Below are 24520 nucleotides of genomic sequence, written 5' to 3'. Positions count from 1 at the left end.
AGTCTTATGATCAATCGTCCGCGCGCACGGACTGCTTCTGGCTGCCGAGGCCCTCGATGCCGAGTTCGACGACGTCGCCGGCCTTAAGGTAACGCGGCGGCTTCATGCCCATGCCGACGCCGGGCGGCGTGCCGGTCGAGATGATGTCGCCCGGCTGCAGCGACATGAACTGCGACAGGTAGGAGACGAGGTAGGCAACGCCATAGACCATGGTCTTCGACGAGCCGTTCTGCATGGTTTCGCCGTTGACCTTCAGCCACATCGGCAGGTTCTGCGGGTCCGCCACTTCGTCCTTGGTCACCAGCCACGGGCCTGTCGGACCAAAGGTGTCGCAGGACTTGCCCTTGGTCCACTGTCCCTGGCGCTCGATCTGGAAGGCGCGTTCGGAGACGTCGTGCACGGTGCAGTAGCCGGCGACATAGTCGAGTGCTTCCGCCTCGGTGACGTACTTGGCCTTGCGGCCGATGACGACGCCGAGTTCCACTTCCCAGTCGGTCTTCTCCGAGCCGCGCGGAATGATCAGGTCGTCATTCGGGCCAACGATCGCCGACGTCGCCTTCATGAAGATGATCGGTTCGGAGGGAACCGTGGCGCCCGTCTCGGCGGCATGGTCGGAGTAGTTGAGGCCGATGCAGATGAACTTGCCGGTACCGGCCACGCAAGGGCCGAGCCGCTGGTTGCCGTCGACAGCCGGAAGGCCGGCGAGATCGAGTGCCTCGAGTTCGGCGAGTTTGTCCGGGTCGAGCGCCGCACCTGAGAAATCGGCGACGTGGCCGGAAAGATCACGCAAGGTGCCGTTCGCATCGAGGATGCCCGGCTTTTCCTGGCCCGGGAGGCCGTAACGAAGAAGTTTCATATCTCTGCTTCCTGCTTGTCTGTTGTCAGATGGTCCAGCCGCCATCGATGGCATAGGCCTGGCCGGTCGTATAGGTGGCGCCCGCGAGATGGACGGCAAGGTCGGCGATCTCTTCCGGGGTGCCGAGACGTCCCATTGGCTGGCGGGCGATAAAGGCGGCACGCGCAGTTTCATAGTCTCCCTGGGCGCGCATGCGGTCCTGCAGCGACGGGCTTTCGACGGTGCCCGGGCAAATGGCGTTGCAGCGAACGCCCTCAGACACGTAATCGGCTGCGACGGCCTTTGTGAGACCGATGACGGCGGCCTTGGTGACGCCGTAGGCAAACCGGTTGGGTACGCCCTTGATGCTGGAAGCGACCGAAGCCATGTTGATGATCGCGCCGTCCTTGCGGACAAGCATGCCCGGAAGGACCGCACGAATGGTGCGGATCATCGCCTTGACGTTGAGGTCGAGCGCGAACTCCAGATCGCTATCCTTCATCTCCAGGATCGAACCGGCATGCACGAAACCGGCGCAGTTGAAGAGGACGTCGACGGCGCCGATCTCTGCCACGAGCGCTTCGACCGCTTGCGTGTCGAGAACGTCGAGCCGGTGCGTTTCGACGTCGGCTTCCTTTACAAGTGCCGCAAGCGCATCGGTATTGATATCGGTCGCGTGCACCTTTGCGCCGGCCTTCACAAAGGCCAAAGCCGAAGCGCGGCCGATGCCTTGAGCCGCAGCCGTAATCAGGACGACCTTGCCTTTAAGATCCGCTGTCATTCTCGATCCCTCATGCTTTGCGTTCAACGACCAGGATATGGTCGGCGGCGAGAACGACCTCGCCACGCTGGTTGATGACTTCTAACCGTTCGACGATGCGTCCCGCCTTCGGCCGCTTCGGATCGTCCTCTTTGGCGGCGATCGTCACGCGGGTACGGATCGTATCGCCGATATGAACCGGGCGCACGAAGCGCAGACGATCATAGCCGTAGGAAAAGGCAACCGGATTGATCAGCGATGCCGTAAGGCCGACGCCGATCGAGAAGATCATGGTGCCGTGGGCGATGCGCTGGCCCCCCGGCAGGGTCTTGGCGAACTCCGCATCCATGTGGTGCGGAAAGAAATCGCCGGTGTGGCCGGCATGGACGACGAAATCGGTCTCGGTGATCGTCCGGCCCGTCGTCAGGCGCTCATGCCCCAACTGGTAGTCTTCGAAATGGATGATCTGTTCCGACATCTCAGCGTCCCGGAAGTGGCGCGATCGCCGTGGCCGGCGACGCACTCGATTGATAGGCGGCCTCGACGAGAGCCATTGTCTGCCAGGCGTCTTCCACCGAGCCGGTCAGCTCCGGGTCTTCGCCGGAGGCGAAACGCTGCAGATTGGCCATTCGGTTGGCGAAGGCGTCGGGGAACCAGGCGCCTTCAAGCGGAACCGACACCCACTCGACAGCCCCGGTTGGCCGGATCCAGAGCTCGTCGGGCTCGCCCTTGGGATAGTCGAGGTTGACACCGAGTTTCACATAAGCAGCACCCGACGTGCCCGAGATGCGGAACTCGCAGGCCTGGAACTTACGGCCGAAATCATGGTCGTGATTGATCGAGAGCACGCAGCGCACTCGATCACCATAGTCGAGGATCGCAGCCGTCCGTGTCTGGGCAACCTCATGGTTCGGATGGCCGATCGTCTTCGCATGGACGCCCAAGGGGTTGCCGAGCAGGCCGCGCACGAGATCCAGATAATGGATCGAGTGCATGGCGATCTCGATGCGCGGCAAGCCTTTTAAGAACGGCCAAAAGCCCCAGGGGGTGGAGAGTGCAAGCCAGGCGTCGAAATCGACGACCTCGCCGAGGCATCCCTTCGCGATCGCGTCTTTCAGCGCCAGCATGATCGGCGCGAAGCGGAGCTGGAAATTGACCGCCGCCTTCAGTTTGCGCGTCCGGCAGAGCTCGAGAATGGCGGTCGCGGCTTCAAGGTCCGAGCCCATCGGCTTCTGGATGAGGGCAGCGGCGCCGATCGGAAGCTTCGCCAGGATGGCGGCATGGGCCGCCGGCGGGGTCGCCAGATCAAAGATTGCATCAGCGACCGCAAGCGCATCCTCTTCCCGTTCGAAGGCGGGAATGCGCCAGGCGCCGGCAAGCTTCGCGGCCTTCTCCCGGTCTGGATCATAAAGGCCCGCGACTGGGAAGCCGGCCTGGCGATAAGCCGGCAGATGTGCGTCGCCGACGATGCTGCCGGCGCCGAAGATCACGATCGGCCGGGGCTTTGCCGGTTTCGGCCACCACTGCCTGAGCGCGCCCGGATCGAAATTTTCAGCCATTGTGGGAGACCTTGCCGTCGTGATGGAAGACCTCTTCCATCATCGCCCACCACTCGCCTTCCTGGCGCGTCTCAAGCGGCTTCTGGCAGGGCATACAGACCGACCACCATTCCTGGTTCTTCGGATGTGCGGCCATCTTGGCCATGTCCGCCTCAAAATCAGAGCCGACATACTCCCAGTAGCCGAAGAGCAGGTTTTCCGGCTCCTTGAGGAAGATCGAGTAGTTGGTAACGTTGCACTGCGAAATCAGCGCGAGGATCTCCGGCCAGACGGCGGCGTGCAACGCCTTGTATTCGGCGACCTTGGACGCCTCCAGACCGATCACCATTCCCATTCGCTGCATGATGACCTCCCTATCCTAGCCCCGAAACTCGCGGGTAAACTCGTCGATCGAGCGGGCGCGCACGGCATCCCAATCCCAGGAAATCCCGATGCCTGGCTCGGACGGCGCCAATGCGCGACCGTTCCGGATCTCCATGCCCTTGGTCGTGAGATCATCGAGCTGCGGAATGTACTCAACATATTTGCCGTTCGGCACGGCGCAGACGAGGCTGACATGCAGCTCCATCAGGAAGTGCGGGCAGACCGGAATGTCGAAGGCTTCCGCCGCATGCGCGACTTTCAACCACGGCGTGATGCCGCCGATACGGGCAACGTCGACCTGGACGATCGAGCAGGCGCCCTTCTGCATGTATTCGCGGAAATGACGGATCGAGTACATGGATTCACCCACCGCAATCGGTGTGGGCGTCGAGCGCGTCAGCCGGATATGGCCGTCGAGATCGTCGGCCGGCAGCGGCTCCTCGATCCAGGCAAGGTCGAGCTCCTTCAGCCTGGACGCGCGGCGGATCGCCTCGTCGACGGTGAAACCCTGGTTGCAGTCGGTCATGATCTCGAAGCCGTCGCCGAGCGCCTTGCGCATTGCCGACAGGCGATCGTAATCCTCCGAGCCGTGCGGCTTGCCGATCTTCACCTTCGAACCTGAAAAGCCCTTGGCCTTGGCGGCAAGCGCGTCCTCGACCAGCGCTTCCTTTTCGATGTGCAGCCAGCCGCCCTCGGTGGTGTAGAGGGGGCAGCTTTCCTTGGCGCCGCCGGCAAGCTTCCAGAGCGGCAGCTTCTGCTTTTTGGCGCGCAGGTCCCAAAGTGCTGTGTCAACTGCCGCCAGCGCCAGCGCCGTTATCGGGCCGATCGTCGTCGCGTGGGTCGCAAATTCTAGTCTGTGCCAGATCGCCTCGATGCAATCGGCATCCTCGCCGATCAGGATCGGCATCAGGTGGTCGGAGAGAAGCCGCATCACCGACGAACCGCCCGTACCGATCGTATAGCTGTAGCCGGTGCCCGTCGCGCCATCGCTGTCGGTGATGGTGACGATCGGGGTTTCCTGGCTGACGAAGCTCTGGATCGCATCGGTCCGCTTCACCTTCGGCGGCAAGTCGACCATGCGCAGTTCAATTTTCTCGATTCTTGCCATGTCAGCCTTCCAGAGCCTTGCCGGTATCGATGTCGAAGAGGTGGGCGCGCGAGAGGTCGAAGCTCATGCGCACCTTCTCGCCCGGGCCAAGCGGGCGCGGATTGAGCATGCGCGAAACCCAGTCTCGACCGTTGAACTGGATGAAGACCAGCGTTTCATTACCCAGCGGTTCGGTGATCGACACCGGTAGCTCGACCTCGTGCACGGCGGCCGGGTCGCCGGCATGCAGACCATGGCCGCTCGGATAGATGTCGTCAGGCCTCAGACCGAAGGTGACCTTCTGTCCCGGACGGAGCGCGTTCACAAACCGCGGCGGGGTCGGCAGCCGCATGCCGCTTACAAAGACGAGCGTACCGTTGTCGACGATCGCCTCGTCCATGTTCATCGGCGGCGAGCCGATGAAGCCGGCCACGAACTTTGTGGCCGGGCGCTGGAACACTTCTTCCGGCGTGCCCACTTGTTCGATATAGCCATCACGCATGATGACGATGCGGTCTGACAAGGTCATCGCCTCGACCTGGTCGTGGGTGACGTAGATCATCGTCGCCTGCATGCGGGCATGCAGCTTCTTGATCTCGGTTCGCACCTGGGTGCGCAGCTTCGCATCCAGGTTCGACAGAGGTTCGTCGAACAGGAAGACATCCGGCTGGCGCACGATCGCGCGGCCCATGGCGACGCGCTGGCGCTGGCCGCCGGAAAGCTGCGACGGGCGACGCTCCAGAAGATGGCCGAGATCGAGGATGGCAGCGGCTTCATCGACCCGCGTCTTGATCTCGTCTGCCGAGCGTCCGGCGATCTTCAGCGAAAAACCCATGTTTTCGGCGACCGTCATATGCGGATAGAGCGCATAGGACTGGAAGACCATGGAGATATTGCGCGCCCGAGGTGGCAGGTCGTTGACCTTCTTTCCGCCGATTTCGATCGCGCCATCGCTGACGTCTTCGAGGCCTGCGATCATGCGCAGCGTTGTCGACTTGCCGCAGCCCGACGGGCCGACGAGCGCGATGAACTCGCGGTCCTTCACTTCGAGGTCGATGCCGTGGACGACCTCGAGCGCGCCGTAGCGCTTGACCAGTTTCCTGAGGGTGACAGGAGCCATGAACGATTATCCTTTCACCGCGCCGAAGGTGAGGCCCGAAACGAGGTGCTTCTGAATGATGAAGGTAAGGGTCAGCGCCGGGATGATCATCACGACGGCGAGCGCACACATGCCGCGCCAGTCGATGGTGAATTCGGCGGTGTAGTCGAGAAGCCCGACCGGCAAGGTCTTGGAATTGACCGAGCGGGTGATCTGCGAGGCAAGCGCATACTCGTTCCAGGACGTCAGGAACGCAAAGATGCCGGCGGATGCGATGCCGGGACCGGCAAGCGGAAACTCCACCTGCCAGAAGGCCTGCCACGGCGTGCAGCCGTCTATCTGGGCGGCCTCGGCGAGATCCTTCGGCACCTGGCGGAAGAAGCCGTCGATCAGCCAGATGGTGAAGGGCACGTTGAGCGCGACATAGGTCAGGATCAGCGAAAAATGCGTGTCGATGATACCGGTGCGGGCGTAGAGCATGAAGAGCGGCAGCGAGAGCGCGATGCCAGGCACGGCGCGCGTCAGCATGAAGCCGAGGAAGATCGCCGACTTCGCCTTGAAACGATAGCGGGCAAAGGCGTAGCCGCCGGCCATGCCGATCGCCAGTGCAATCACCGTCGAGGTCACCGAGATGATCAGCGAATTGCGAAAATAGTCCCAGACGGGAACGCCACCCTGCCCGGCGCCCGCAAACATGGCGCGATAGGCATCGAGCGAAATGCTCTCGGGGATCCAAACCGGTGGTTTCGCCATGATTTCGACGGTCGGGCGCAGCGACGACAGCACGATCCAGAGGCCGGGAAGGCAGATCACGGCCATTGCGAGAAACAGGCCGATCAGGTGCACCGTCTTCAACAGGCGGCGGCGCAGGCGGTGCGAAGCGTTGATATCCATTACCACTCGGCTCCGATCTGCTGGCGCGCCGCGGCGAGCTTGCGGAAGAAATAGACGGTGAAGACGATCGACAGGAGGATCGCGACATAGGCCATGGCGTTGGCGAGCCCCATGCGGGCATCGGCATAGGCTGTGCGGCCGACGAGCGTCCAGAGTAGCTCCGTGCGCTTGGCCGGGCCGCCATCGGTCATGATCTTGACGATGTCATAGGCGCGCGCGACGTCGAGAGAGCGGATCGTCATGGCGATGAAGGCGAACGGCATCAGATAGGGCCAGGTGACATAGCGGAAGGTCTGCCAGGGTGTGCAGCCGTCGACATGGGCAGCCTCGACCGGATCCTTCGGCATGGCGAGCAGGCCGGCCAGAATCAGGATCGCAAAGACTGCGGTCGAGGACCAGACTTCGGCGATGATGATCGAGAGCAGTGCGAGATTGCCGTCGATCAACCAGGGAATTGCTTGATCCGTCAGTCCCAGCGACTGCAGCGCATTGTTGACGAAGCCGATGTTGTCGTTGAAGAGGAACTTGAACTGGAAGCCGACGAGCACGGGCGAAAACATCATCGGAAACATCATCATGGTGCGCAGCAGGCGCTGGCCGTGGGTCGCCTTGTTGACAAGCAAAGCCAGGCCGAGACCGAGGAGCATCTCGGCGTTCAGAGCCACAGTCAGCAACAGCACGGTGCGGCCAAACGCGACCCAGAATTCGGCGTTGCCAAGTACGGTCGCGTAGTTGCGCAGGCCGACAAAGACCCACAGCGTCTCCGGTTTGGTCAAGCGGAACGGCGTGAAGCTCGAATAGAAGGAAAAAAGGAGCGGCAACACGATCACCGCCGCGAGCACGACAAAGGCCGGAAGCAGAAGCAGGGCCGGTGCTGACAATTTCTTGAGCTTCATCGGGCAGTCCTGAGGATTGCATGAAACGGCTGAGGCGGCGCCGGCGCCTTCAAGGCATCGGCGCCGCCTCATGGGTAACGATCAGAGCTTGCCCGCGTCTTCGAGAATGCCGGTCGCTTTCTGAGCGGCGGCATCAAGCGCTTCCTTCGACGTCTTGTCGCCGAGGATGGCGGCCTGGAGTTCCGGATAGACGGCGTTGGAGATTTCGATCCACTCGGCCGTCTTCGGAACCGGGAAGGCATGCTTTGCGGCTTCCTGGAAAGCCTGCAGCACTTCCGTCTTGTAGGCGTCGCCCTCGGCTTGCTTGATGTTGTATTCCCAGACGGCAGTCCGGGTCGGCAACGGGCCGGCAGCCGATTCCAGCTTCTGGCTGTCCTCGTTGGTCAGCCACCAGACGAGCGAAGCGGCCGCTTCCTTGTTGGCGCAATCTTCGGTGACCGAGAAGCCATGATGGCCCGACCAGCCGGTGCGCTTGCCGGAAGAACCGGCCGGCTGCACCTTCACGCCGACATTGCCGGCGACCTTGGAGGACTTCGGGTCGTTGAAGAAGCTCGCCCAGCCAGGCCAGTCGAGGTTGAGGGCGATCGAGCCCGAGGCAAAACCCTGGCCGAGGTCGTCCCAAAGATAGTTGGTCGTGCCCGGCGGTACGGCCTTGTCCTTGTAGAGCTTGACGAACCAGTCAAGCGCATGGACACCGGCTTCCGAGTTGAAGGCGGGGCGCCCGTCCTTGTCGAGATATTCGCCACCTTCGGCGACCAGCATTTCATAGAAGCGACCGTTGATTGCCTCTTCCTTACCGGCAAACTGCGTGCCGTAGAAATTCGGCGGGGCGGCGAAGAACTCGGCCTGATCGCTGACCTGGGCCCAGGTGTCCGGCGGCGCGAGGTCGTAACCGTATTTCGCCTTGAAGGCGGTCTTCTTGGCTTCGTCCTCGTAGAGGCTCTTCTGGTAGTAGAGCGCCGACACGTCGAACTGGGCGCGCGGCAACATCACCAGCTTGCCGTCGAGCGTCGAAGCGTCGATCAGCGCCGGCACGAATTTGGCGATCTCCTCCGGCGGCAGGAGCGCCAGGAGATCAGTGTAGATGTCGGGGTATTGCGGCGCGAAGGAGGAATGGTTCGAGCCGACGCACCAGCTGACGCCGCCAGTCGCGATGTCCGACTTGATCTCCTTGTCGAGTTCGAAGTGGTTCTTCTTCGACAGGATGTTGACCTTGGCGCCGGTCGCCTTCTCCCATTCGCCGATCCGCTCGTAGAGCTTTTCGTATTGCTGTCCGCCGATCAGCTTGGCGTCGATCGTGACGCCCTCGAACTTGCCGGGCAGTTCTGCGGCATTCGCCGCTCCCCCTGCACAGGCAAGCATAACGACGCCGGCGGAGACGCCGGCAAGCAGCCTTTTCATATCCACTCCTCCCATGTTCACGCCCTCTTCCTGACGTGACGTTCTCATTTGTGAGAAACTAATTCATATACAAACAACATTTTTATGAGGCGTCAAGGGAGAACTTTCCTTTGTGGGCGCCTTCGTCTGCGTATATGGATATGAATATTCACCAAGGAGGCTTCATGGACACCGAAGAGTCAGATCGCTACCGCGCACCGGCCCTTGATAAGGGGCTCGACATTCTCGAGCTGCTCGCCAGCGTCGACGGCGGACTGACGCAGGCCGAGATTTCCAAGCGCCTGAACCGGAGTCCGAACGAGTTCTACCGCATGCTCGATCGGCTGGTGCGGCGCGGCTATGTCACGCGCATCGACGGAGATCGCTATTCGCTGACATTGAAGCTCTTCGGGTTGTCGCAACTGCATGCGCCGGTCCGCAGGCTTGCCTCCTACGCCACGCCCTTGATGCGGGATCTGGCCCAGCGCTCGAAGCAGGCAAACCACCTCGCCGTCTTCGATCGCGGCTCCGCCGTCGTCATCGCCCAGCAGGAAGCGCCTGATTATTGGGGCATTTCGATCCGGGTCGGGTCGCATATCAGCCTCTTCGACACGGGTTCCGGCCATATCCTGCTTGCCTTCCGCTCGGCCGAAGAGCGCGAAATGATGATCGCGGAACATGCCAGGAGCAAAGACGAGGTCCCGCGCGGGCCTGAGTTCTACGCGCGCCTCGATCAGATCCGCGAGCGCGGCTATGAAATGATGGCGAGCGCGCAGACAGCCGGCGTCTATAACCTCTCGGCGCCGATCCTGGGGCCTGATGGCCGCGGCATCGCGGCGCTGACCGTTCCCTATATCGCGCTCGTCAACGCGCCCTCGGCGCCAGACATCACTGAAAGCATCGCCCTTTTGCTGAAAACCGCCGAGCAACTGTCGACGTTGGCCGGTTCGGACGTGGCCTCCACAACAGATTGACGGCACTTGGGAACGGTCGTACTTCTTATCTGAATAGATCATTCTTATGTGAGAAGCCGTTCGGAGGAGGCGCGCCTTGATCATCGACACCCATCTTCACCTCATCGACAGGTCGAGGCTCGCCTATCCCTGGCTCGCCGGTGTGCCTGCCCTCAACCAGGACTTTCTCTACGCCACCTACGAGCGCGAAGCGCGGCGGCTCGGCATTACGGCCAGCCTGCACATGGAGGTCGATGTCGATCCTTTAGAGATGGAGAAGGAGACATCCGAGGTCGCGCGGCTCGCAGGCCAGGCGGATAGCCTGCTGAAGGGCGCTATTGCCGCCTGCCGACCTGAAGAGGATGGCTTTTCGGCCTATCTGGAACGCCAGGAAGCAAACGGCCTCGTCAAGGGCTTCCGCCGCGTGCTGCATGTGATGCCGGATGATCTCTCCGAAGGAGCGACTTTTCGCGACAATATCCGCCGGCTCGGCGGCCGTCGCTTCACCTTCGACCTCTGCGTCCTGCCGCACCAGATCGAAAAGGCGATTGCGCTTGCCGATCTGGCGCCCGACGTTCCGTTTATCCTCGACCATTGCGGCGTGCCCGACATTCGCGCCGGCGCCGAGCATCCCTGGCGCGAGCACATGAGCGAGATCGCCCAGCGTGCGAACGTCACGGCAAAAATCTCCGGCGTCGTCGCCTATGCGGACGAGGCCTGGCAGGTCGAGACGCTGCGCCCCTATGTCGAGCACACGATCGACGTCTTTGGTTGGGATCGGGTGGTCTGGGGAAGCGATTGGCCGGTCTGCACACTCGGCGGCAATCTTTCGACCTGGGTCGGCGCCACCCACGCGCTTCTGGAAGGCTGCAGCGCGGAGGAAAAGCGCAAGCTGCTTGCCGACAACGCGCGCCGGATCTGGAATCTCGCCTAGCAAGCCCTGCCCTAAGTCCGTTCCGGGACGCCTGGGCATCCCGGAACTCAGAAATCAGGCTGTAGCAAAACTCTCTGCAAACAGCCGATTGAGATCGTCGACGACCTTTCGCGCCGCCTCTTTGCCCGTGAGGCCGTCGTTGATGCGATCGGATGCCGCCTGCTGGAACGCCATGTAGCCGTCGTGCCGTGGGCGAACCCAGGCGCTCTCCAGCGTCTTGCGCGTCGCACGATAGAAATCGGATGTCGCGGCATTGACGGCGTCGTCATCCCAGGCGGCCGCGTGGCCGGGCTGCCCGCCTCCTGAGGCATAAGGACCGCGCTGGACGGCGCCGCTCGCAACGAAATAGGCGAAATCGATCGCCGCTTCCCGCGCCTGTGAGAAAGCCGAGACCGCAATCCCCGTTCCGCCGAGGGCCGAGCCTGCCGGACCATTGGTTCCGGCAACCGGAACATCGCCAAACGTCACGAGCGACGGCCGGAAGCCCGGCATCGCGTAGCTGACATAGCCGTAGATCAGAGGTGCACAGACAACTTTCGACGCCGGATCGCTCATTGCCTCCAGCAAGGCGATCGGGTCCATGGAAAAGCAGGAGGGATCGATCAGGTCTGTCAGTTCACGCAGGCGCTCGAAGGCGTTGATGCCCGCATCCGGATCGATCAGCGGCCCGGTAGCGTCACTGCGGCAGGGGGAACCGAGATTGCCGGCGAGCGTGTAGAAGCTCATCAGGGAATGCGGTGGGCGCATCGGCAGCGCCACCCTTGCCTGTCGCGCGAGCGCCAGCATGTCGGTCCAGCTTTCCATACGGTCCGTCAGGTCCGGGCGCCACGCCTGGACCTGGGTCGCCGCATCGATCGGAAAGGCCCATTGCCGGCCCTGCCAGGTATAGCTCGGATAGGAGCGCCCGACGCTCGCATCCTCAAGCGCCTTCCTCTCGGCTTGGCGGCCTTCCACATCAAGCGGCGCCAGGCACTTCTCCTTGGTGATTTGGCCGACATGCGGATGATCGATGACGATAAGATCATAGCCCCGCGCCAATTCCTCGACCGGATAGGTCTCAAAATCCTGCAGGGAGCGCTTGTCCCATTCTACCGTTATGCCGGTGCGTTCCTGCCAAAACCGCGAACAGGCGATCATCGGATCGTAGCCGCGCGGGTGGCTCCAGGTCATGCCCTTCAATGTGACGCTCACAGGCCGAACTCCTCTCGGATCGAGGTGCTATGCTCGCCGATCCGTGGTGCTGCGCGGTCCACCTGCGCACGCTTACCGTTGACCCTGAGCGGCGAACGCGTCGTCAGGATCGAAACGTCGTCCTCGCGCACCACCGTCTGCAGCATGTCGAGCACGCGGAAGCCTTCGCTTTCGAGCAGTTCGTTCCAGTTTAGAACCCGGGCGCACCAGATGTCCGCAGGCTCAAGCACGCCAAGCCAATGGTCGATGGTGTTTTCGGCGATCCGCTTGGCGATCAGCGCCTTGATTTCGTCCCGTTCGGAGAACCAGGAAGCCGGATCGTCGCGATAGGCGTCGAGTTGTGGCATTTGCAGGAGATCGGCAAGCTTCGGGATGGGCGTCATGGCGATGGCGAGATAGCCGTCCTTGGCCGGATAGACCCCATAGGGCGCCGACAGATAGGCATGGGCGCTGCGAAAACCCGACCGGGTCGGCAGCCGGCGGCCGTCATTCAAGTGCGTCGTCAGCACTTCGAACTGGAAGTCGACGAGGGCCTCGAGCAGACTCGTCTCGATCAGGCTGCCCTTGCCGGAAATGCCGCGACGGACGAGGGCTGCAAGGATACCTTGCGCTGCTGCGGCGCCCGCAAGCATGTCGCCGATCGCGAGACCAAAGGGCACCGGCCCTTGGCCCTCATCGCCGTTCAGCCACATGACGCCGGAGCGCGATTGCGCGAGCAGATCCTGCCCCGGCCGCTTCACCCAGGGGCCCTCCTCGCCATAGCCGCTGATCGAGGCATAAACGATCTTCGGGTTGATCGCCTTGACCGCCTCGTAGTCGAGCCCGAGCCGCTGGATGACGCCGGGACGGAAATTCTGAATCAGCACGTCGGCCTTGGCGAGCAACGTCTTCAAGGCTTTAAGATCGGCCTCGTTCTTGAGGTCGATCGCGAGGCTTTCCTTGGCGCGGTTGATGGCATGAAAGATCGTCGAATCGCCGCCGATCTCGGTGTCGCTCAGATAAAGCCGGCGCGACAGGTCGCCACCGTCGGGGCGCTCGATCTTGATGACGCGCGCCCCGAGATCCATGAGGCGCAAGGAGCAGTAGGGGCCTGAGAGAAACTGGCTCATGTCGACGACGACAAGGCCAGAGAGCGGCAGTTCGTTGGTTTCGGTCATCGGTATCTTACTTCTCGGTCTTGCCGACAAAGTCGGCGGGGTTCTTGTATTTCACGGTCTGCAGGTGCTCACAGTAGAGCACCAGCTCCCCCTCGCCCTTGAAGACCTGGTAGCTGGCCCGGATAAGCCCGAGCTCCCTGTAGCGGGGCGTTTTGTCCATGTTGGTACGGATCGTGTAGATCGTTTCGCCGATGAAGACCGGCTTGATGAAGCGCAGCTTGTCATAGCCGTAGGAAAAGGCGTTCACGCAGTTGGTGGCGACCAGCCCGAGGCCTGCGGAAAAGACGAAGGCGCCGGCAACGAGACGCCTGCCGAAGATGCCCTCGCGCTCGGCAAACATCTGATCCTGCACGTAAGGATGGATGTCGACGACGAGCGTATTGAAGAGGTGGCTGTCGCTCTCGGCGATCGTGCGACGCAAGGACCTTATACGCTGGCCGACTGGCCAGTCCTCATAGAACCAGTTTTCCGCGTTCCACACGGGAAGCGCGGCGTGCTCCTCCGGCATGTCCCCGGGACGGGTCGAGGACACCCCGACAGTGGGCATGAAGTCATCCATTGGTCAGTCCCTGATGCAATAGGTCGGCAACTGCGGGTCCGTTCGACGGTTCCCGAGGGCAATGCCGCTCGATCTCCATTCGGATCCTTATATGAATAGTATGTTCACATATGGATTCCGTTTGCAACCGGCTGTGGGCTGCAAGCGCGTTCGCGGCGAGAAGCGACGCCGTAAAGACCATCATTCAAATAGAGGTTCAGCTGCTGCAGCGCGCGCGAGGTGGCGACATTCGTCAACGACGTTGACTTTTGTCAGTATAGATGAAATATGTCAGATCCATCTTGCGAAGGTTCCGCCAATGCCCATCCGAGCCACAGACCAGATCATTCACAAGGCCGCCTGGCTCTATTATACGCACGGCCTGCGCCAGGACGAAGTGGCGCAGCGGCTGGAGATATCCCGCGCCTCGATCGCCATGTATCTGCGCAAGGCCCGCGAGATGGGCATCGTCACGATCACCACGTCGACAGAACTGTTTTCGCAGGACGTGCTTGCCCGCGAGCTCGAAGACGCCACCGGGCTTACGACTGCATGGCTCGTGCCGGAAGATCGGCAGGCGATGGACCCGGCCGCCGAAATGCCCGTCGTCGCGGCCTCCGTTTTTCTCGAACTGATCAACAAGGGCGACCGGATCGGTGTTGCCTGGGGCCGCACCGTCTATCATATCGCCGACGTCATGCCCTTTGCGGACCTGCGCGGCGTCACGGTCGTGCAACTTTGCGGCAACCTCGGCGCGCCCTATTCCTACCGCCCGGATCAATGCACGACGGAAATCGCCCGCCGCCTCAATGCCGAAGGGATTAATTTTTATGCGCCGCTCGTGCTTTCCTCCGAGCGGCTCGCCGAAGAACTGCGCGGCGAACCCGTCATCAAGGAGCAGCTCGCGACCATCTCCGACTGCGGTCTGGCGCTCTATTCGGTCGGCGGCATCGAGGATGACAGCCACCTCGTCAAATGCGGCGCGCTCTCGGCTGCAGACATGCATGCGATGGGCGAAAAGGGCGCGGCCGGCGTCATTGCCGGACAGCTCATCGATCGCGACGGCCAATGGATGGATTGCGAGCACAATCGCCGCTGCATTTCGGCCGATCTCGGCTCCATCCGCACGATCAAGAAGCGCATGCTGGTCGTGCAGGAGGACAGCAAGTTCGAACCGCTGATGGCGGCCTTGAAGGGCGGCTTCGCCTCGCATCTCGTCATCACCGAGTCGATGGCACGCAAAGTCCTCGATCGCTGGAACCGCGAAGGGCTTGGCAGAAGCGGCTCAGGCGCCCCCTGAGCCTCGAATTTGGGTCCGCCGATACCGGCCGGGCCGGTTTATCGGGAGGCTGAACTTATGGATAATCTCTGGCGCGACGACGAGGCGGAGAAGGTCGTTGCGGGCTATCAGGCCAAGGGCACTGGCCGCGATCTGGCGCTGCGGACCTATACGACGCGACTGCTTGGCGGCGAGCCGCGGCTCGTGCTGCATGGCGGCGGCAACACCTCGGTGAAAACCGAAATCACAGACCTCGTCGGGGACACGCATGCCGTGCTCTGCGTCAAGGGCAGTGGCTGGGACATGGGCACGATCGAGCCCGCTGGCCTGCCAGCCGTCAAGATCGCCCCCCTGCTCAAGAGCCGCAAGCTCGAAAGGCTTTCGGACGAGGACATGGTGACGCTGTTGCGCGCCAACCTCATCGACCCGGCCTCGCCGAACCCGTCCGTGGAGGCGCTGCTGCACGCCTTCCTGCCACACAAGTTCGTCGACCACACCCATTCTACCGCCATTCTTGCCATCGCCGATCAGGCCAAGAGCCGGGAGATGTGCGCCGAGCTTTTCGGCAGGAAGATGGGCTTCGTGCCCTACATCATGCCGGGCTTCGCGCTGGCGAAGGCTGCGGCGGACGTGTTCGATCAGGATCCGACAGTCGAGGGGCTGATCCTCGACAAGCACGGAATCTTCACCTTCGCCGACACGGCGAAGGAAGCCTATGATCGGATGATCCGCTATGTCACGCTCGCCGAAGAGCATGTGAAAGCGAAGGGGCACAATCCGTTTACGCCCGCCGCCCTGCCCGCAGTGCTTGCAAGCCCTGCCGATATCGCGCCAATGCTGCGCGGCGCCGTTGCCGTCGACAAGGGCGAAGGCCGTTTTGACCGCATGGTCAGTGTGTTCCGCACCTCGCCCGATATCCTCGACTTCGTCAATGCGCAGCAGGTTGAGGAGATGGCAGCCAGGGGCGTTTCGACGCCCGATCTTTCCATCCGCATCAAGACCGGCCCGTTGGTGCTTCCGGCGCCGGCTAAAGATGATCTCTCGGGCTACCGGGCCGTGATCGACGCGCGGGTCACCGCCTTTGCCGCCGACTACACCGGGTATTTCCACAGCAACGACGCACGAGACGACGTCAAGCGCATGATGCTCGATCCCATGCCGCGCCTGACGCTGGTGCCCGGGCTCGGCATGTTCGGCCATGGCCGCACCTACAAGGACGCGACGATCGCCGTCGATGTCGGCGAGATGTGGATCGAAGCTGCGCGCGACGCAGAATCCGTTGGCCGCTTCGAGCCGGTCAGCCGGCCGGATCTCTTCGATCTCGAATACTGGTCGCTGGAACAGGCGAAACTCGCAGGCGCCAAGCCGAAGCCGTTTACCGGCCAGGTCGCGCTCGTCACCGGCGGCGCCGGCGCCATCGGCGCTGCCATCGTCAAGGCTTTCGTCGCCGAGGGCGCCCATGCCGTCGTGCTCGATCTCGATGGCGACAAAGCAAGCGCAGTGGCGAAGGCGGCCGGCAACAACTCGATTGGCATCGCCTGCGACATCACCGATCCCGCTTCGGTGCGCGCCGCCTTCGACCGGGTGGTCGCGACCTTCGGCGGCGTCGATATCGTCGTCTCCAATGCGGGCGCCGCCTGGGAAAGCCCGATTGCGACGATGGACGACGCCCTGCTGCGCCGTAGCTTCGAGCTGAATTTCTTCGCGCATCAGACGGTTGCGCAGAATGCCGTTCGCATCATGAAGGAACAAAAGACCGGCGGAGTGCTGCTCTTCAACGCCTCCAAGCAGGCAGTCAACCCGGGCGCGAAGTTCGGCGCCTACGGATTGCCGAAAGCGGCGACGCTGTTTCTGTCGCGGCAATATGCGCTTGAGCATGGTGCCGACCATATCCGCGTCAATGCCGTCAACGCCGATCGCATCCGCTCGGGCCTGCTCAACGACGAGATGATCGCCAATCGTGCAGCCGCCCGCGGCCTTTCGGTCAAGGACTACATGGGCGGAAACCTGCTCGGTCTCGAAGTGACGGCCGAGGACGTAGCGCGCGCCTTCGTGCACCACGCGCTCGCAGAACGAACCACCGCGGATGTGACGACTGTGGATGGCGGCAACATCGCAGCGGCGATGCGCTGAGCGCTTCCGTCTAAGCGTAAAAACGTGCCACACTGCAGTCTCCCGCCAGAGTTGTTCGGATGGAGACGAAATGGTCGATCGATGGCCCGCAGATGCCGCGTTTCAAATGGGTGACTATGCCGCCAAGAAAGGCCGCGCCTCATGGCGCGGCAAGATCGTCGGCTGGTATCGCACAGACCTGACCAGCCTCGGCTACGCGATCGAAAGCCATTTCGAGCCGGGCTCCGTGCAGATCTATCCCGAGACGGCGATCGAAGCCTGGGTGCCGCCAAAGGCGGAAAGCGAATTAGAGTAATAAGGACAAAAAAAGGGGCGGTCTGATCGACCGCCCCTTTCGTTTCGCCTTGGGAGATTAAGGCTTCGGCATCCATGCGGGCATGGCTACATCTGCATGGGCGAACTGCGGCAGCTTCACGCCGAGCTCTTCCATGTTCTTGATGTCCTGATCGTTCAGGTCCTTCTGGGTGATCAGCGTCGGCGGTACGACCACCTGGCGGCCCGGGTCTTCGCCGGCAAGCAGCATGGCGAGCGAGCGGACCGAGACCTGGCCGACGACGGCGGGGTTGGTGGCGGCCGTCGCCGTCCAGGCCGAGCCCGTTTCGCGCATGGCGGCGATGTCGGACGTCGAAATGTCGGCCGAGTAGATCTTGACGCTGGAAGACAGGCCCGCTTCGTCGACGGCGATCTTCACGCCCTTGGCGAACTCGTCATAGGGCGCGAACATCACGGTGATGTCGGGCTTGGCCGAAATCACCGCGCGGGCCTGGTTGGCTACCGAGTTGGCGATCGGGTTATCCATCGTTCCGAATTGCGCGGCTTCCTCGATGCCGGAATACTTCGCCTTGAATTCCTTCCAGGTCTCGTCGCGGCGGTCTAGCGGCGCGATGCCGGCGACATAGACGTAGCCTGCCTTGAAGCTTTCGCCATTGTCCTTGACGGCCTGCTCGAGCGCGAGGCGGGCGAGGTCGCGATCGGACTGCTCGATCTGCGGGATCTTCTCGTTCTCGACGTTTACGTCGAAGGCGACGACCTTGATGCCGGCGTCAACCGCGCGCTGGGCAGCTTCCTTCATCGATTCGGTCAGGCCGTGCTGGATGATGATGCCCTGCACGCCAAGCGCGATCGCCTGGTCGACCATGTCGGCCTGGAGCGCTGCATCCTGGCGGCTGTCGAAGACCTGAAGCTGCACGCCGAGCGCCTTGGACTGCGCCTCTACGCCTGCGAGATAGGACTGGAAGAAGTCGCCGGTCGAAAGGTAGCGCACAAGCGCGATCTTGACATCGCCGGCCTTGTCGAACGGCTTTGGCATGTCGGCTGCAAAGGACGGCACGCCGAAGGCGGCTGCCCCCATCAACCCAAGCGTCAAGCGGCCCAGGCTTCTGCGAGTCATGTTCATGTCAGTCTCCTCCACTGGTGAACTTTTTGTTTTCCGCTGAAGGGCACCCCTTCAGCGTTTGCCTCTTTTCGAGAGCGCAAAGGTGAAGATCAGGGCAGCGACGAGCACGGCGCCCTTGATGAAATCCTGGGTGTAATAGGGCGCGTTCATCATCGTCAGGCCCTGCAGCAGGATGCCGACAAAGAGCGCGCCGATCGCCGTGCCGAAAGCGTTCGGCTTGGCGGCGCCGAGCACGGCAAAACCGATCAGCGCTGCGGCAACCGCATCGAGCAGCAGGTTGTTGCCCGACGCGATGTCTCCGCGACCAAGACGGGCGGCAAGCAGGATGCCGCCGATCGAGGCGAAGACGCCGGAAATGATATAGGCCGAAATCTTGTAGGCATTGACCGGCGCACCGGCGAGGCCGGCTGCCCGCTCGTTGGAGCCGACGGCATACATCATGCGGCCGAAGCGGGTGTATTCGAGGAAGAACCAGATGACGATCGCCAGCACGATCAACACCACGACCGAAACCGGCACGAGGTTGGGCAGGACGAAATCGAAGCGGTGGCGGCCGAGTGCCAGGAAGGCCGGGCTGAAAGTGCCGCCGGCGACCGAGCCGTCGGGAAGCGTCATGCCTGTGGCAATCGACCGGCCCTCCGTCGGGATGCGCTGGAGGCCGAGCAAGAGGAACATCATGCCGAGTGTCGCCAGCAGATCAGGCACGCGCATGTAGACGATAATGACGCCGTTGACGAAACCGACCAGGACACCGATGGCAAGGCACACGAGCGTCGCCGTCAGTGCGTCGCCGCCCATCACCACCATCACATAGGACGAGGCCATCATCGCCGTCGTCGCGACCGAGCCGATCGAAAGATCGAAGCCGCCGACGACAAGCGTGGCCGTCACGCCCAGCGCCAGGATGCCGGTAATCGACACCGATTGCAGGATGAAGACCGCACTCTGCGGTGAGGCGAAGCCGCCGGTCACGAGCGAGAAATAGAGGACCATCCCGGCGAGAAGCACGAGGAAGCCGTATTTGATGGCCGCCTCGCGAATTCCCGATGCGCTCGAAGGGACCGCAACCGGTGCTGCGGAATTGCTCTGTTCACTGCTCATGACGCATGGACCTGTTGATAGAATTGACCGGCGATTTCCGACAGGAGCCGCTCGACATCGATGTCGGCATTGCGGTGCTCGCCGACGATGGTCTGTTCCGACATCACGAGGATGCGGTCGGCGACTTCGAAGGCTTCGTCGAGTTCGGTCACGAAGAGGATCGTGGCGCGGCCCGCGGCCGAGGCGCGCAGCTTCTCGCCGATGTCGCGGCGTGCGGCGATGTCGACGCCCTGGAACGGTTCGTCGAGGATGAGCAGGCGCGACGGCTCGGAAAGCCAGCGCCCGACCATCACCTTCTGCTGGTTCCCGCCCGAAAGCGTCTGCAACTCGTCGCGCTCGCTGCGGCAGACGACACCGAGGGCGGCGATCTGCTGGCGTGCCTTGGTCTTTTCCGCCCGCCGGCTCGATATGCCGAAGCGCGAGAGCCGGCTCAGGAACGGCAGGCTGATATTTTCGTAGATGTTGAAGTCGGGCACGATGCCGCTTTCGGCGCGGTCCTTGGCGACGAGGAAGACGCCGCGGGCGATAGCCCTTCCGGTGCTTGCCGGCGCGTAACGCGCGCCGTCGAGCGTCATCTCACCGGCAAACGGTGCGCGCGCGCCAAACAGGGTTTCGGCAAGCGCGGTCTTGCCGACGCCGACGAGCCCGGTGACGGCGACGATTTCCCCGTCACGGAGCGTGAAATCGAAGGGGCGCGCCTGTTCCGACAACTTCAGGCCGCTGACCGCAAAGACCGGAGCGCCGCCGTCGCGCAGATCAACGGCGCCAGCCAAGACCTTGCGACCGAGCATGGCGTTGACCGCACCCTCATAGTCCAGTTCCGGCCCTTCGAAGCGGCCACTGATGCGGCCATCACGCAGCGCCACGATGCTATCGGCCAGCCGGCGAATATCCGACATGCGATGCGAGATATAGAGAATGGCGACGCCGCGCGCCTTCAGCCGATCGACGAGATCGAAAAGCCGGTCGGCCTCCGCGCTCGACAGCGACGAAGTCGGTTCGTCAAGGATCAGCACCTTCGGCTCATGCGCCATGGCACGGGCGATCGCCACCATCTGCCGGTCGGCAAGCGTCAGGTCGTTGATATTGGCGGCAAGATCGATCGCAAGCCCCATGCGCGAGGCGACCGCGGCGGCCTCTCGGCGCACCCGACGCGGGTTGAAGAACAGCCGCGCACCGCGCCCGTTCAAGCGGTCGAGCGTTAGATTGGTGGCGACGTCGAGATCGGCGACCACCCCGTCATTGATGTTCTGATGCACGGTGACAACGCCGGCGCGGATCGCCTCGGCCGGGGCCGTCGGCTCGAAGGGCATGCCGGCGAGCGTGATCGTGCCGGCGTCGCGCGTGTAAACGCCGCTCAGGATCCGCACGAGCGTGGATTTGCCGGCGCCATTGGCGCCCATCAGAACGGTAACCGCCCCAGCCTTGAGATCGAGATCCACCCCTCGAAGAACCGGTACCGGCCCGAAGGATTTGCGCACGCCCTCAATGCGAAACACTGCCTGTTCGCTCATTCTCTCCTCCCGATTTAGGCAGGTTAGGATAGGCTTCCGTCAAATGTCAAGGCCATTGACATTTGCTAGCATGCCGCCTTAGTTGTGACCACACACGGTATGGCTGCGAGCGGTGGAGGCCCGCGCCATGCGTTGGAGGAGAACGATATGGACAAGCAGGTCTTCGAGGCGCTGAGCGCTGCGACGTTGCCGGAAAAACTCGGCGGCAACACCGTCCTGAGAGAAAAAATCGGGCCGGACTTTTCGCGCTGGAGCGTTAAGGAAGTCGGCGACGGCAACCTCAATCTGGTCTTCATCGTCTCCGGCGACAGGGGCGCTGCCATCGTCAAGCAGGCGCTGCCCTATGTGCGCCTTGTCGGCGAAAGCTGGCCGCTGCCGCTGAAGCGCTCCTATTTCGAATATCATGCCCTGAAGCGCCAGGCAGCGCGTGACCCCGGTCTGGTGCCGGAGATCTATTTCTTCGACGAATCCCAGGCGCTCATCGTCATGGAATTCCTGACGCCGCACGTCATTTTGAGGCGCGCGCTGATCGACGGGCGGCAACTACCGAAAATCGGGCGTGACCTCGGCCTCTTCGTCGCCCGCACGCTCTTTCGCGGCTCCGACCTCTCCATGGCCACGCGAGAAAAGAAGACGGACCTTGCGCTTTTCGCCGACAATATCGAGCTTTGCGACATCACCGAAAACCTGGTGTTTTCCGATCCCTATTTCGAGGCCGAGCTCAATCGTCATACCACGCCCCAGCTCGATCCGATCGTGGCCGAGCTTCGCGCCGACCGCGACCTCAAGGTCGAAGCACAGCGGCTGAAACATCTGTTCTCGGCAAAAGCCGAAACGCTCTGCCATGGCGATCTGCATACCGGTTCTGTTATGGTGACCGACGACGAGACCCGCGTCATCGACCCGGAGTTCGCGTTCTACGGACCGATCAGCTTCGACGTCGGCATGCTGCTTGCCAATTTCTGGATGAGCTATTTTTCGCAGAGCGGACACGAAAACGCGCCCAGTGCCCGAGATGGCATGCGCACCTATCTGCTCGATACGGTCGAAGTCATCTGGGAAACCTTCCGCACCGAATTCGCCCATCTCTGGCGCACGGAGCGTAACGGCATTCTCTATCAGGCAAGCCTCTTTGAGGCGCGCAACGATCCGTTCGGTGCCGAACAGGCGCTCGATATCGTCATCGACGAGATCTGGCGCGAGATGTTGGGCTTTGCCGGTGTCGAGATACACCGCCGCATCCTGGGGCTCGCCCACAACGCCGACTTCGAAACCATTGTCGACCCCGATCGCCGTGCTGCCTGCGAAACCAGGGCGCTGAAGCTCGGGCGTCACCTCGCCGTCAACCGGCATCATATCCACAGCCTCAAGGACATCCGCGCACTCGCGGAGCGCCTTCAGAAGGAGACATCAGCGTGAAAGTCGGAGAACGCCACTACCATACGATCTGGCTCAACGAGGACGGACGCTCCGTCGATATCATCGACCAACGCTGGTTGCCGCACGAGTTCCGCGTCGTGACGCTGAAAACGGTCGCCGATGTCGCCGTCGCCATCCGCGACATGTGGGTGCGCGGCGCACCGCTGATCGGCGTCACGGCCGCCTACGGTGTTGCGATTGCGATGGCCAAGGACCCGTCGAACGCCCATCTCGACGCCGTCTGGGAGGAACTCAACGAAACACGCCCGACCGCCATCAATCTGCGCTGGGCGCTGAACGCCATGCGCGACCATCTGCGCCCCTCGCCGGAAGGCGGGCGTGCCAAGGCGGCCTATGATCGTGCCGCCGAGATCGCGGCCGAAGATGTCGAACTCAATCGCGCCATTGGCGCAAACGGCCTGAAGGTCATCCGCGAGATTGCTGCGAAGAAGGCGCCGGGTGAACCCGTGCGCATCCTCACCCATTGCAACGCCGGCTGGCTTGCGACCGTCGACTATGGCACTGCGACTGCACCCATCTACATGGCTGTCGAGGAAGGCATTCCGGTGCATGTCTATGTCGACGAAACACGCCCGCGCAATCAGGGCGCCTATCTCACCGCCTGGGAAATGAACGGCCACGGTGTGCCGCACACGCTGATCGTCGACAATGCCGGCGGGCACCTGATGCAGCACGGCGATGTGGATATGGTCATTGTCGGCACGGACCGGACGACGGCCAATGGCGATGTCTGCAACAAGATCGGCACCTATCTGAAGGCGCTAGCTGCGCGCGACAATGGCGTCCCCTTCTATGTCGCCCTTCCCTCGCCGACGATCGACTGGACGGTCCGCGACGGGATCAAGGAAATCCCGATCGAGGAGCGAACCGCCGACGAGGTGAGCTTCGTCCAGGGGCGCGCCAGCGACGGCTCGATTGCCAGCGTGCGCATTTCGCCGGAGGGCAGCCCTGCCGCCAATCCGGCCTTCGACGTCACGCCCGCCCGACTCATCACCGGCCTGATCACCGAGCGCGGCATCGCAACACCATCGCCCGAAGGCCTCAAGGCGCTTTTCCCAGAACGGAGCTGAGACGATGACACTCACGAACCGGGTTTCAACGGAAGAGATCGCGCTCGGCATCCGCCGGCGGGTGTTCTTCCACACCATGAGGAACAATGGCGGTTACCTCAGCCAGGCCTGCTCGGCTGCCGAAAGCCTTGCTCTGCTCTATAACGAGCTTCTGACGCTCGGCGAGCCGACGTTGCCGAAGGTGCCGCTGCCGTTTCGCGGTGTTCCTTCGGCGCACAATCCGGACGCCTTTACCGGCGCCGGCTATCACGGACCGGTTGGGCCGGCGTTCGACCGTTTCTTCATCTCGCCCGCCCACTATGCGCTCGTCATCTATTCGGCGCTGATCGAGATGGGGCGCATGGACGAGCACGCGCTCGATCACTTCAACAAGGACGGCGGTTCGGTCGAGATGATCGGCGCCGAGCACAGCCCCGGCATGGAAGTGACCACGGGCTCGCTGGCGCAGGGTCTGTCCATGGCCTCGGGCGTCGCCTGGGCGCGGCTGCAGAAGAAGGAGCCGGGCAAGGTCTGGGTCTACATGTCGGACGGCGAGTTCCAGGAAGGCCAAACCTGGGAGTGCCTTGCGGCGCTGAGCTACCACGGCATCGACAACATCCGCGTCGTCGTCGACGTGAACCGCCAGCAATGCGACGGCGCCATGTCGTCGGTGCTTGACCTTGGCGATCTCGCCGCCCGGGTGAGCGCCTTCGGCGTCACCTGCCGGTCGGTCGACGGCCACGACCTGGAAGCGCTCAGGGCCGCGGCCGGAAGCACCGAGCCCGGCAAGCCGCTGGTCATCCTCGCCAACACCTCGCCCTACCAGGGCATGGACTTCCTTAAGAAACGTTTCCCGCGGCTTCATTACGTTCGCTTCAAGAGCCAGGAAGAGCGGCTTGAAATGCAGGCGGCACTTGCGGCCGAACTCGGCATCGACGCCGACGCAATGAAAGGGGCCTGAA

Annotated in this window: 24 protein-coding genes; 8 read left to right on the top strand and 16 right to left on the bottom strand. The window is 62.6% G+C overall.

The window, feature by feature from the left end; genetic code table 11:
• Nucleotides 1-10: 10 nt before the first annotated feature.
• From IB262_RS24035 to IB262_RS23990, 10 genes are all read right to left on the bottom strand, one after another.
• Complete coding sequence (locus tag IB262_RS24035) at nt 11-856, bottom strand: fumarylacetoacetate hydrolase family protein (protein ID WP_034796416.1); 846 nt, start codon at nt 854-856, stop codon at nt 11-13.
• A 25-nt stretch (nt 857-881) separates the two neighbouring features.
• Nucleotides 882-1616: an SDR family oxidoreductase gene (locus IB262_RS24030; RefSeq protein WP_192493898.1), complete on the bottom strand. Its 735-nt coding sequence runs from the start codon at nt 1614-1616 to the stop codon at nt 882-884.
• 10 nt (nt 1617-1626) lie between these two features.
• A complete protein-coding gene (locus tag IB262_RS24025) occupies nt 1627-2073 on the bottom strand; it encodes a MaoC/PaaZ C-terminal domain-containing protein (protein WP_060517920.1) in 447 nt (148 codons plus the stop codon).
• A gap of 1 nt (nt 2074) precedes the next feature.
• Nucleotides 2075-3154, bottom strand: a complete 1080-nt coding sequence (locus tag IB262_RS24020) for a Gfo/Idh/MocA family oxidoreductase (RefSeq protein ID WP_192493897.1) — start codon at nt 3152-3154, stop codon at nt 2075-2077.
• Nucleotides 3147-3497: an L-rhamnose mutarotase gene (locus tag IB262_RS24015; protein WP_089045106.1), complete on the bottom strand. Its 351-nt coding sequence runs from the start codon at nt 3495-3497 to the stop codon at nt 3147-3149. The genes IB262_RS24020 and IB262_RS24015 overlap by 8 nt, the downstream gene beginning before the upstream one ends.
• A 15-nt stretch (nt 3498-3512) precedes the next feature.
• Complete coding sequence (locus IB262_RS24010; RefSeq protein WP_192493896.1) at nt 3513-4625, bottom strand: mandelate racemase/muconate lactonizing enzyme family protein; 1113 nt, start codon at nt 4623-4625, stop codon at nt 3513-3515.
• Between the two features lies 1 nt (nt 4626).
• Nucleotides 4627-5724 carry a sn-glycerol-3-phosphate ABC transporter ATP-binding protein UgpC gene (gene ugpC, locus IB262_RS24005; protein ID WP_192493895.1) on the bottom strand — a complete coding sequence of 366 codons (1098 nt, stop codon included), beginning with the start codon at nt 5722-5724 and terminating at the stop codon, nt 4627-4629.
• A gap of 6 nt (nt 5725-5730) precedes the next feature.
• Nucleotides 5731-6597 (bottom strand): carbohydrate ABC transporter permease, encoded by an 867-nt coding sequence (locus tag IB262_RS24000; RefSeq protein ID WP_034796430.1) that lies wholly within the window; start codon nt 6595-6597, stop codon nt 5731-5733.
• On the bottom strand, nt 6597-7493 hold the full coding sequence (locus IB262_RS23995) for a sugar ABC transporter permease (RefSeq protein WP_034796432.1): 897 nt from the start codon (nt 7491-7493) through the stop codon (nt 6597-6599). The genes IB262_RS24000 and IB262_RS23995 overlap by 1 nt, the downstream gene beginning before the upstream one ends.
• Nucleotides 7494-7574: 81 nt before the next feature.
• Nucleotides 7575-8894: an extracellular solute-binding protein gene (locus tag IB262_RS23990; protein WP_192442934.1), complete on the bottom strand. Its 1320-nt coding sequence runs from the start codon at nt 8892-8894 to the stop codon at nt 7575-7577.
• Nucleotides 8895-9058: 164 nt separating this feature from the next.
• On the opposite strand from IB262_RS23990, the gene IB262_RS23985 reads away from it, so the two are divergent.
• Together IB262_RS23985 and IB262_RS23980 are read left to right on the top strand one after the other, a co-directional pair.
• A complete protein-coding gene (locus IB262_RS23985; protein ID WP_034796531.1) occupies nt 9059-9847 on the top strand; it encodes an IclR family transcriptional regulator in 789 nt (262 codons plus the stop codon).
• 76 nt (nt 9848-9923) lie between these two features.
• On the top strand, nt 9924-10760 hold the full coding sequence (locus IB262_RS23980) for an amidohydrolase (protein ID WP_060643830.1): 837 nt from the start codon (nt 9924-9926) through the stop codon (nt 10758-10760).
• A gap of 54 nt (nt 10761-10814) precedes the next feature.
• On the opposite strand, the gene IB262_RS23975 is transcribed toward IB262_RS23980, so the two are convergent.
• The 3 genes from IB262_RS23975 to IB262_RS23965 are packed head-to-tail and all read right to left on the bottom strand — an operon-like array spanning nt 10815 to nt 13667.
• Complete coding sequence (locus IB262_RS23975; RefSeq protein ID WP_192493894.1) at nt 10815-11951, bottom strand: ABC transporter substrate-binding protein; 1137 nt, start codon at nt 11949-11951, stop codon at nt 10815-10817.
• On the bottom strand, nt 11948-13108 hold the full coding sequence (locus IB262_RS23970; protein WP_060603754.1) for a CaiB/BaiF CoA-transferase family protein: 1161 nt from the start codon (nt 13106-13108) through the stop codon (nt 11948-11950). The genes IB262_RS23975 and IB262_RS23970 overlap by 4 nt, the downstream gene beginning before the upstream one ends.
• 7 nt (nt 13109-13115) lie before the next feature.
• Nucleotides 13116-13667 (bottom strand): MaoC family dehydratase, encoded by a 552-nt coding sequence (locus tag IB262_RS23965; RefSeq protein WP_034796442.1) that lies wholly within the window; start codon nt 13665-13667, stop codon nt 13116-13118.
• Nucleotides 13668-13965: 298 nt separating this feature from the next.
• Between IB262_RS23965 and IB262_RS23960 the strand changes: the two genes are divergently transcribed.
• From IB262_RS23960 to IB262_RS23950, 3 genes are all read left to right on the top strand, one after another.
• Complete coding sequence (locus IB262_RS23960) at nt 13966-14946, top strand: sugar-binding transcriptional regulator (protein WP_034796445.1); 981 nt, start codon at nt 13966-13968, stop codon at nt 14944-14946.
• Between the two features lie 57 nt (nt 14947-15003).
• A complete protein-coding gene (locus IB262_RS23955; protein WP_192493893.1) occupies nt 15004-17058 on the top strand; it encodes a bifunctional aldolase/short-chain dehydrogenase in 2055 nt (684 codons plus the stop codon).
• Nucleotides 17059-17128: 70 nt separating this feature from the next.
• Nucleotides 17129-17353, top strand: coding sequence for a hypothetical protein (locus tag IB262_RS23950; protein WP_034796449.1), 225 nt, complete (start codon nt 17129-17131; stop codon nt 17351-17353).
• A gap of 57 nt (nt 17354-17410) precedes the next feature.
• On the opposite strand, the gene IB262_RS23945 is transcribed toward IB262_RS23950, so the two are convergent.
• The 3 genes from IB262_RS23945 to IB262_RS23935 are packed head-to-tail and all read right to left on the bottom strand — an operon-like array spanning nt 17411 to nt 21069.
• Nucleotides 17411-18454, bottom strand: coding sequence for a substrate-binding domain-containing protein (locus IB262_RS23945; protein ID WP_060517939.1), 1044 nt, complete (start codon nt 18452-18454; stop codon nt 17411-17413).
• A gap of 51 nt (nt 18455-18505) precedes the next feature.
• A complete protein-coding gene (locus tag IB262_RS23940; RefSeq protein ID WP_051659349.1) occupies nt 18506-19555 on the bottom strand; it encodes an ABC transporter permease in 1050 nt (349 codons plus the stop codon).
• Entirely contained in the window at nt 19552-21069 is a 1518-nt protein-coding gene (locus tag IB262_RS23935) for a sugar ABC transporter ATP-binding protein (RefSeq protein WP_060517943.1), read from the bottom strand. Before IB262_RS23935 ends, IB262_RS23940 begins: the two co-directional genes overlap by 4 nt.
• Nucleotides 21070-21216: 147 nt before the next feature.
• Between IB262_RS23935 and mtnK the strand changes: the two genes are divergently transcribed.
• The 3 genes from mtnK to IB262_RS23920 are packed head-to-tail and all read left to right on the top strand — an operon-like array spanning nt 21217 to nt 24519.
• Nucleotides 21217-22488: an S-methyl-5-thioribose kinase gene (gene mtnK / locus IB262_RS23930; RefSeq protein WP_192493892.1), complete on the top strand. Its 1272-nt coding sequence runs from the start codon at nt 21217-21219 to the stop codon at nt 22486-22488.
• Nucleotides 22485-23579 carry an S-methyl-5-thioribose-1-phosphate isomerase gene (gene mtnA, locus IB262_RS23925; protein WP_192493891.1) on the top strand — a complete coding sequence of 365 codons (1095 nt, stop codon included), beginning with the start codon at nt 22485-22487 and terminating at the stop codon, nt 23577-23579. Before mtnK ends, mtnA begins: the two co-directional genes overlap by 4 nt.
• A gap of 4 nt (nt 23580-23583) precedes the next feature.
• Nucleotides 23584-24519 (top strand): transketolase, encoded by a 936-nt coding sequence (locus IB262_RS23920; RefSeq protein WP_192493890.1) that lies wholly within the window; start codon nt 23584-23586, stop codon nt 24517-24519.
• Nucleotide 24520: the final 1 nt, after the last annotated feature.

It is taken from the genome of Ensifer sp. ENS02 (genome assembly GCF_014851885.1).
Classification (GTDB): domain Bacteria; phylum Pseudomonadota; class Alphaproteobacteria; order Rhizobiales; family Rhizobiaceae; genus Ensifer; species Ensifer adhaerens.
Note: the sequence above shows the minus strand (reverse complement) of the source record. Positions and strands in the feature narration are given on the sequence as shown.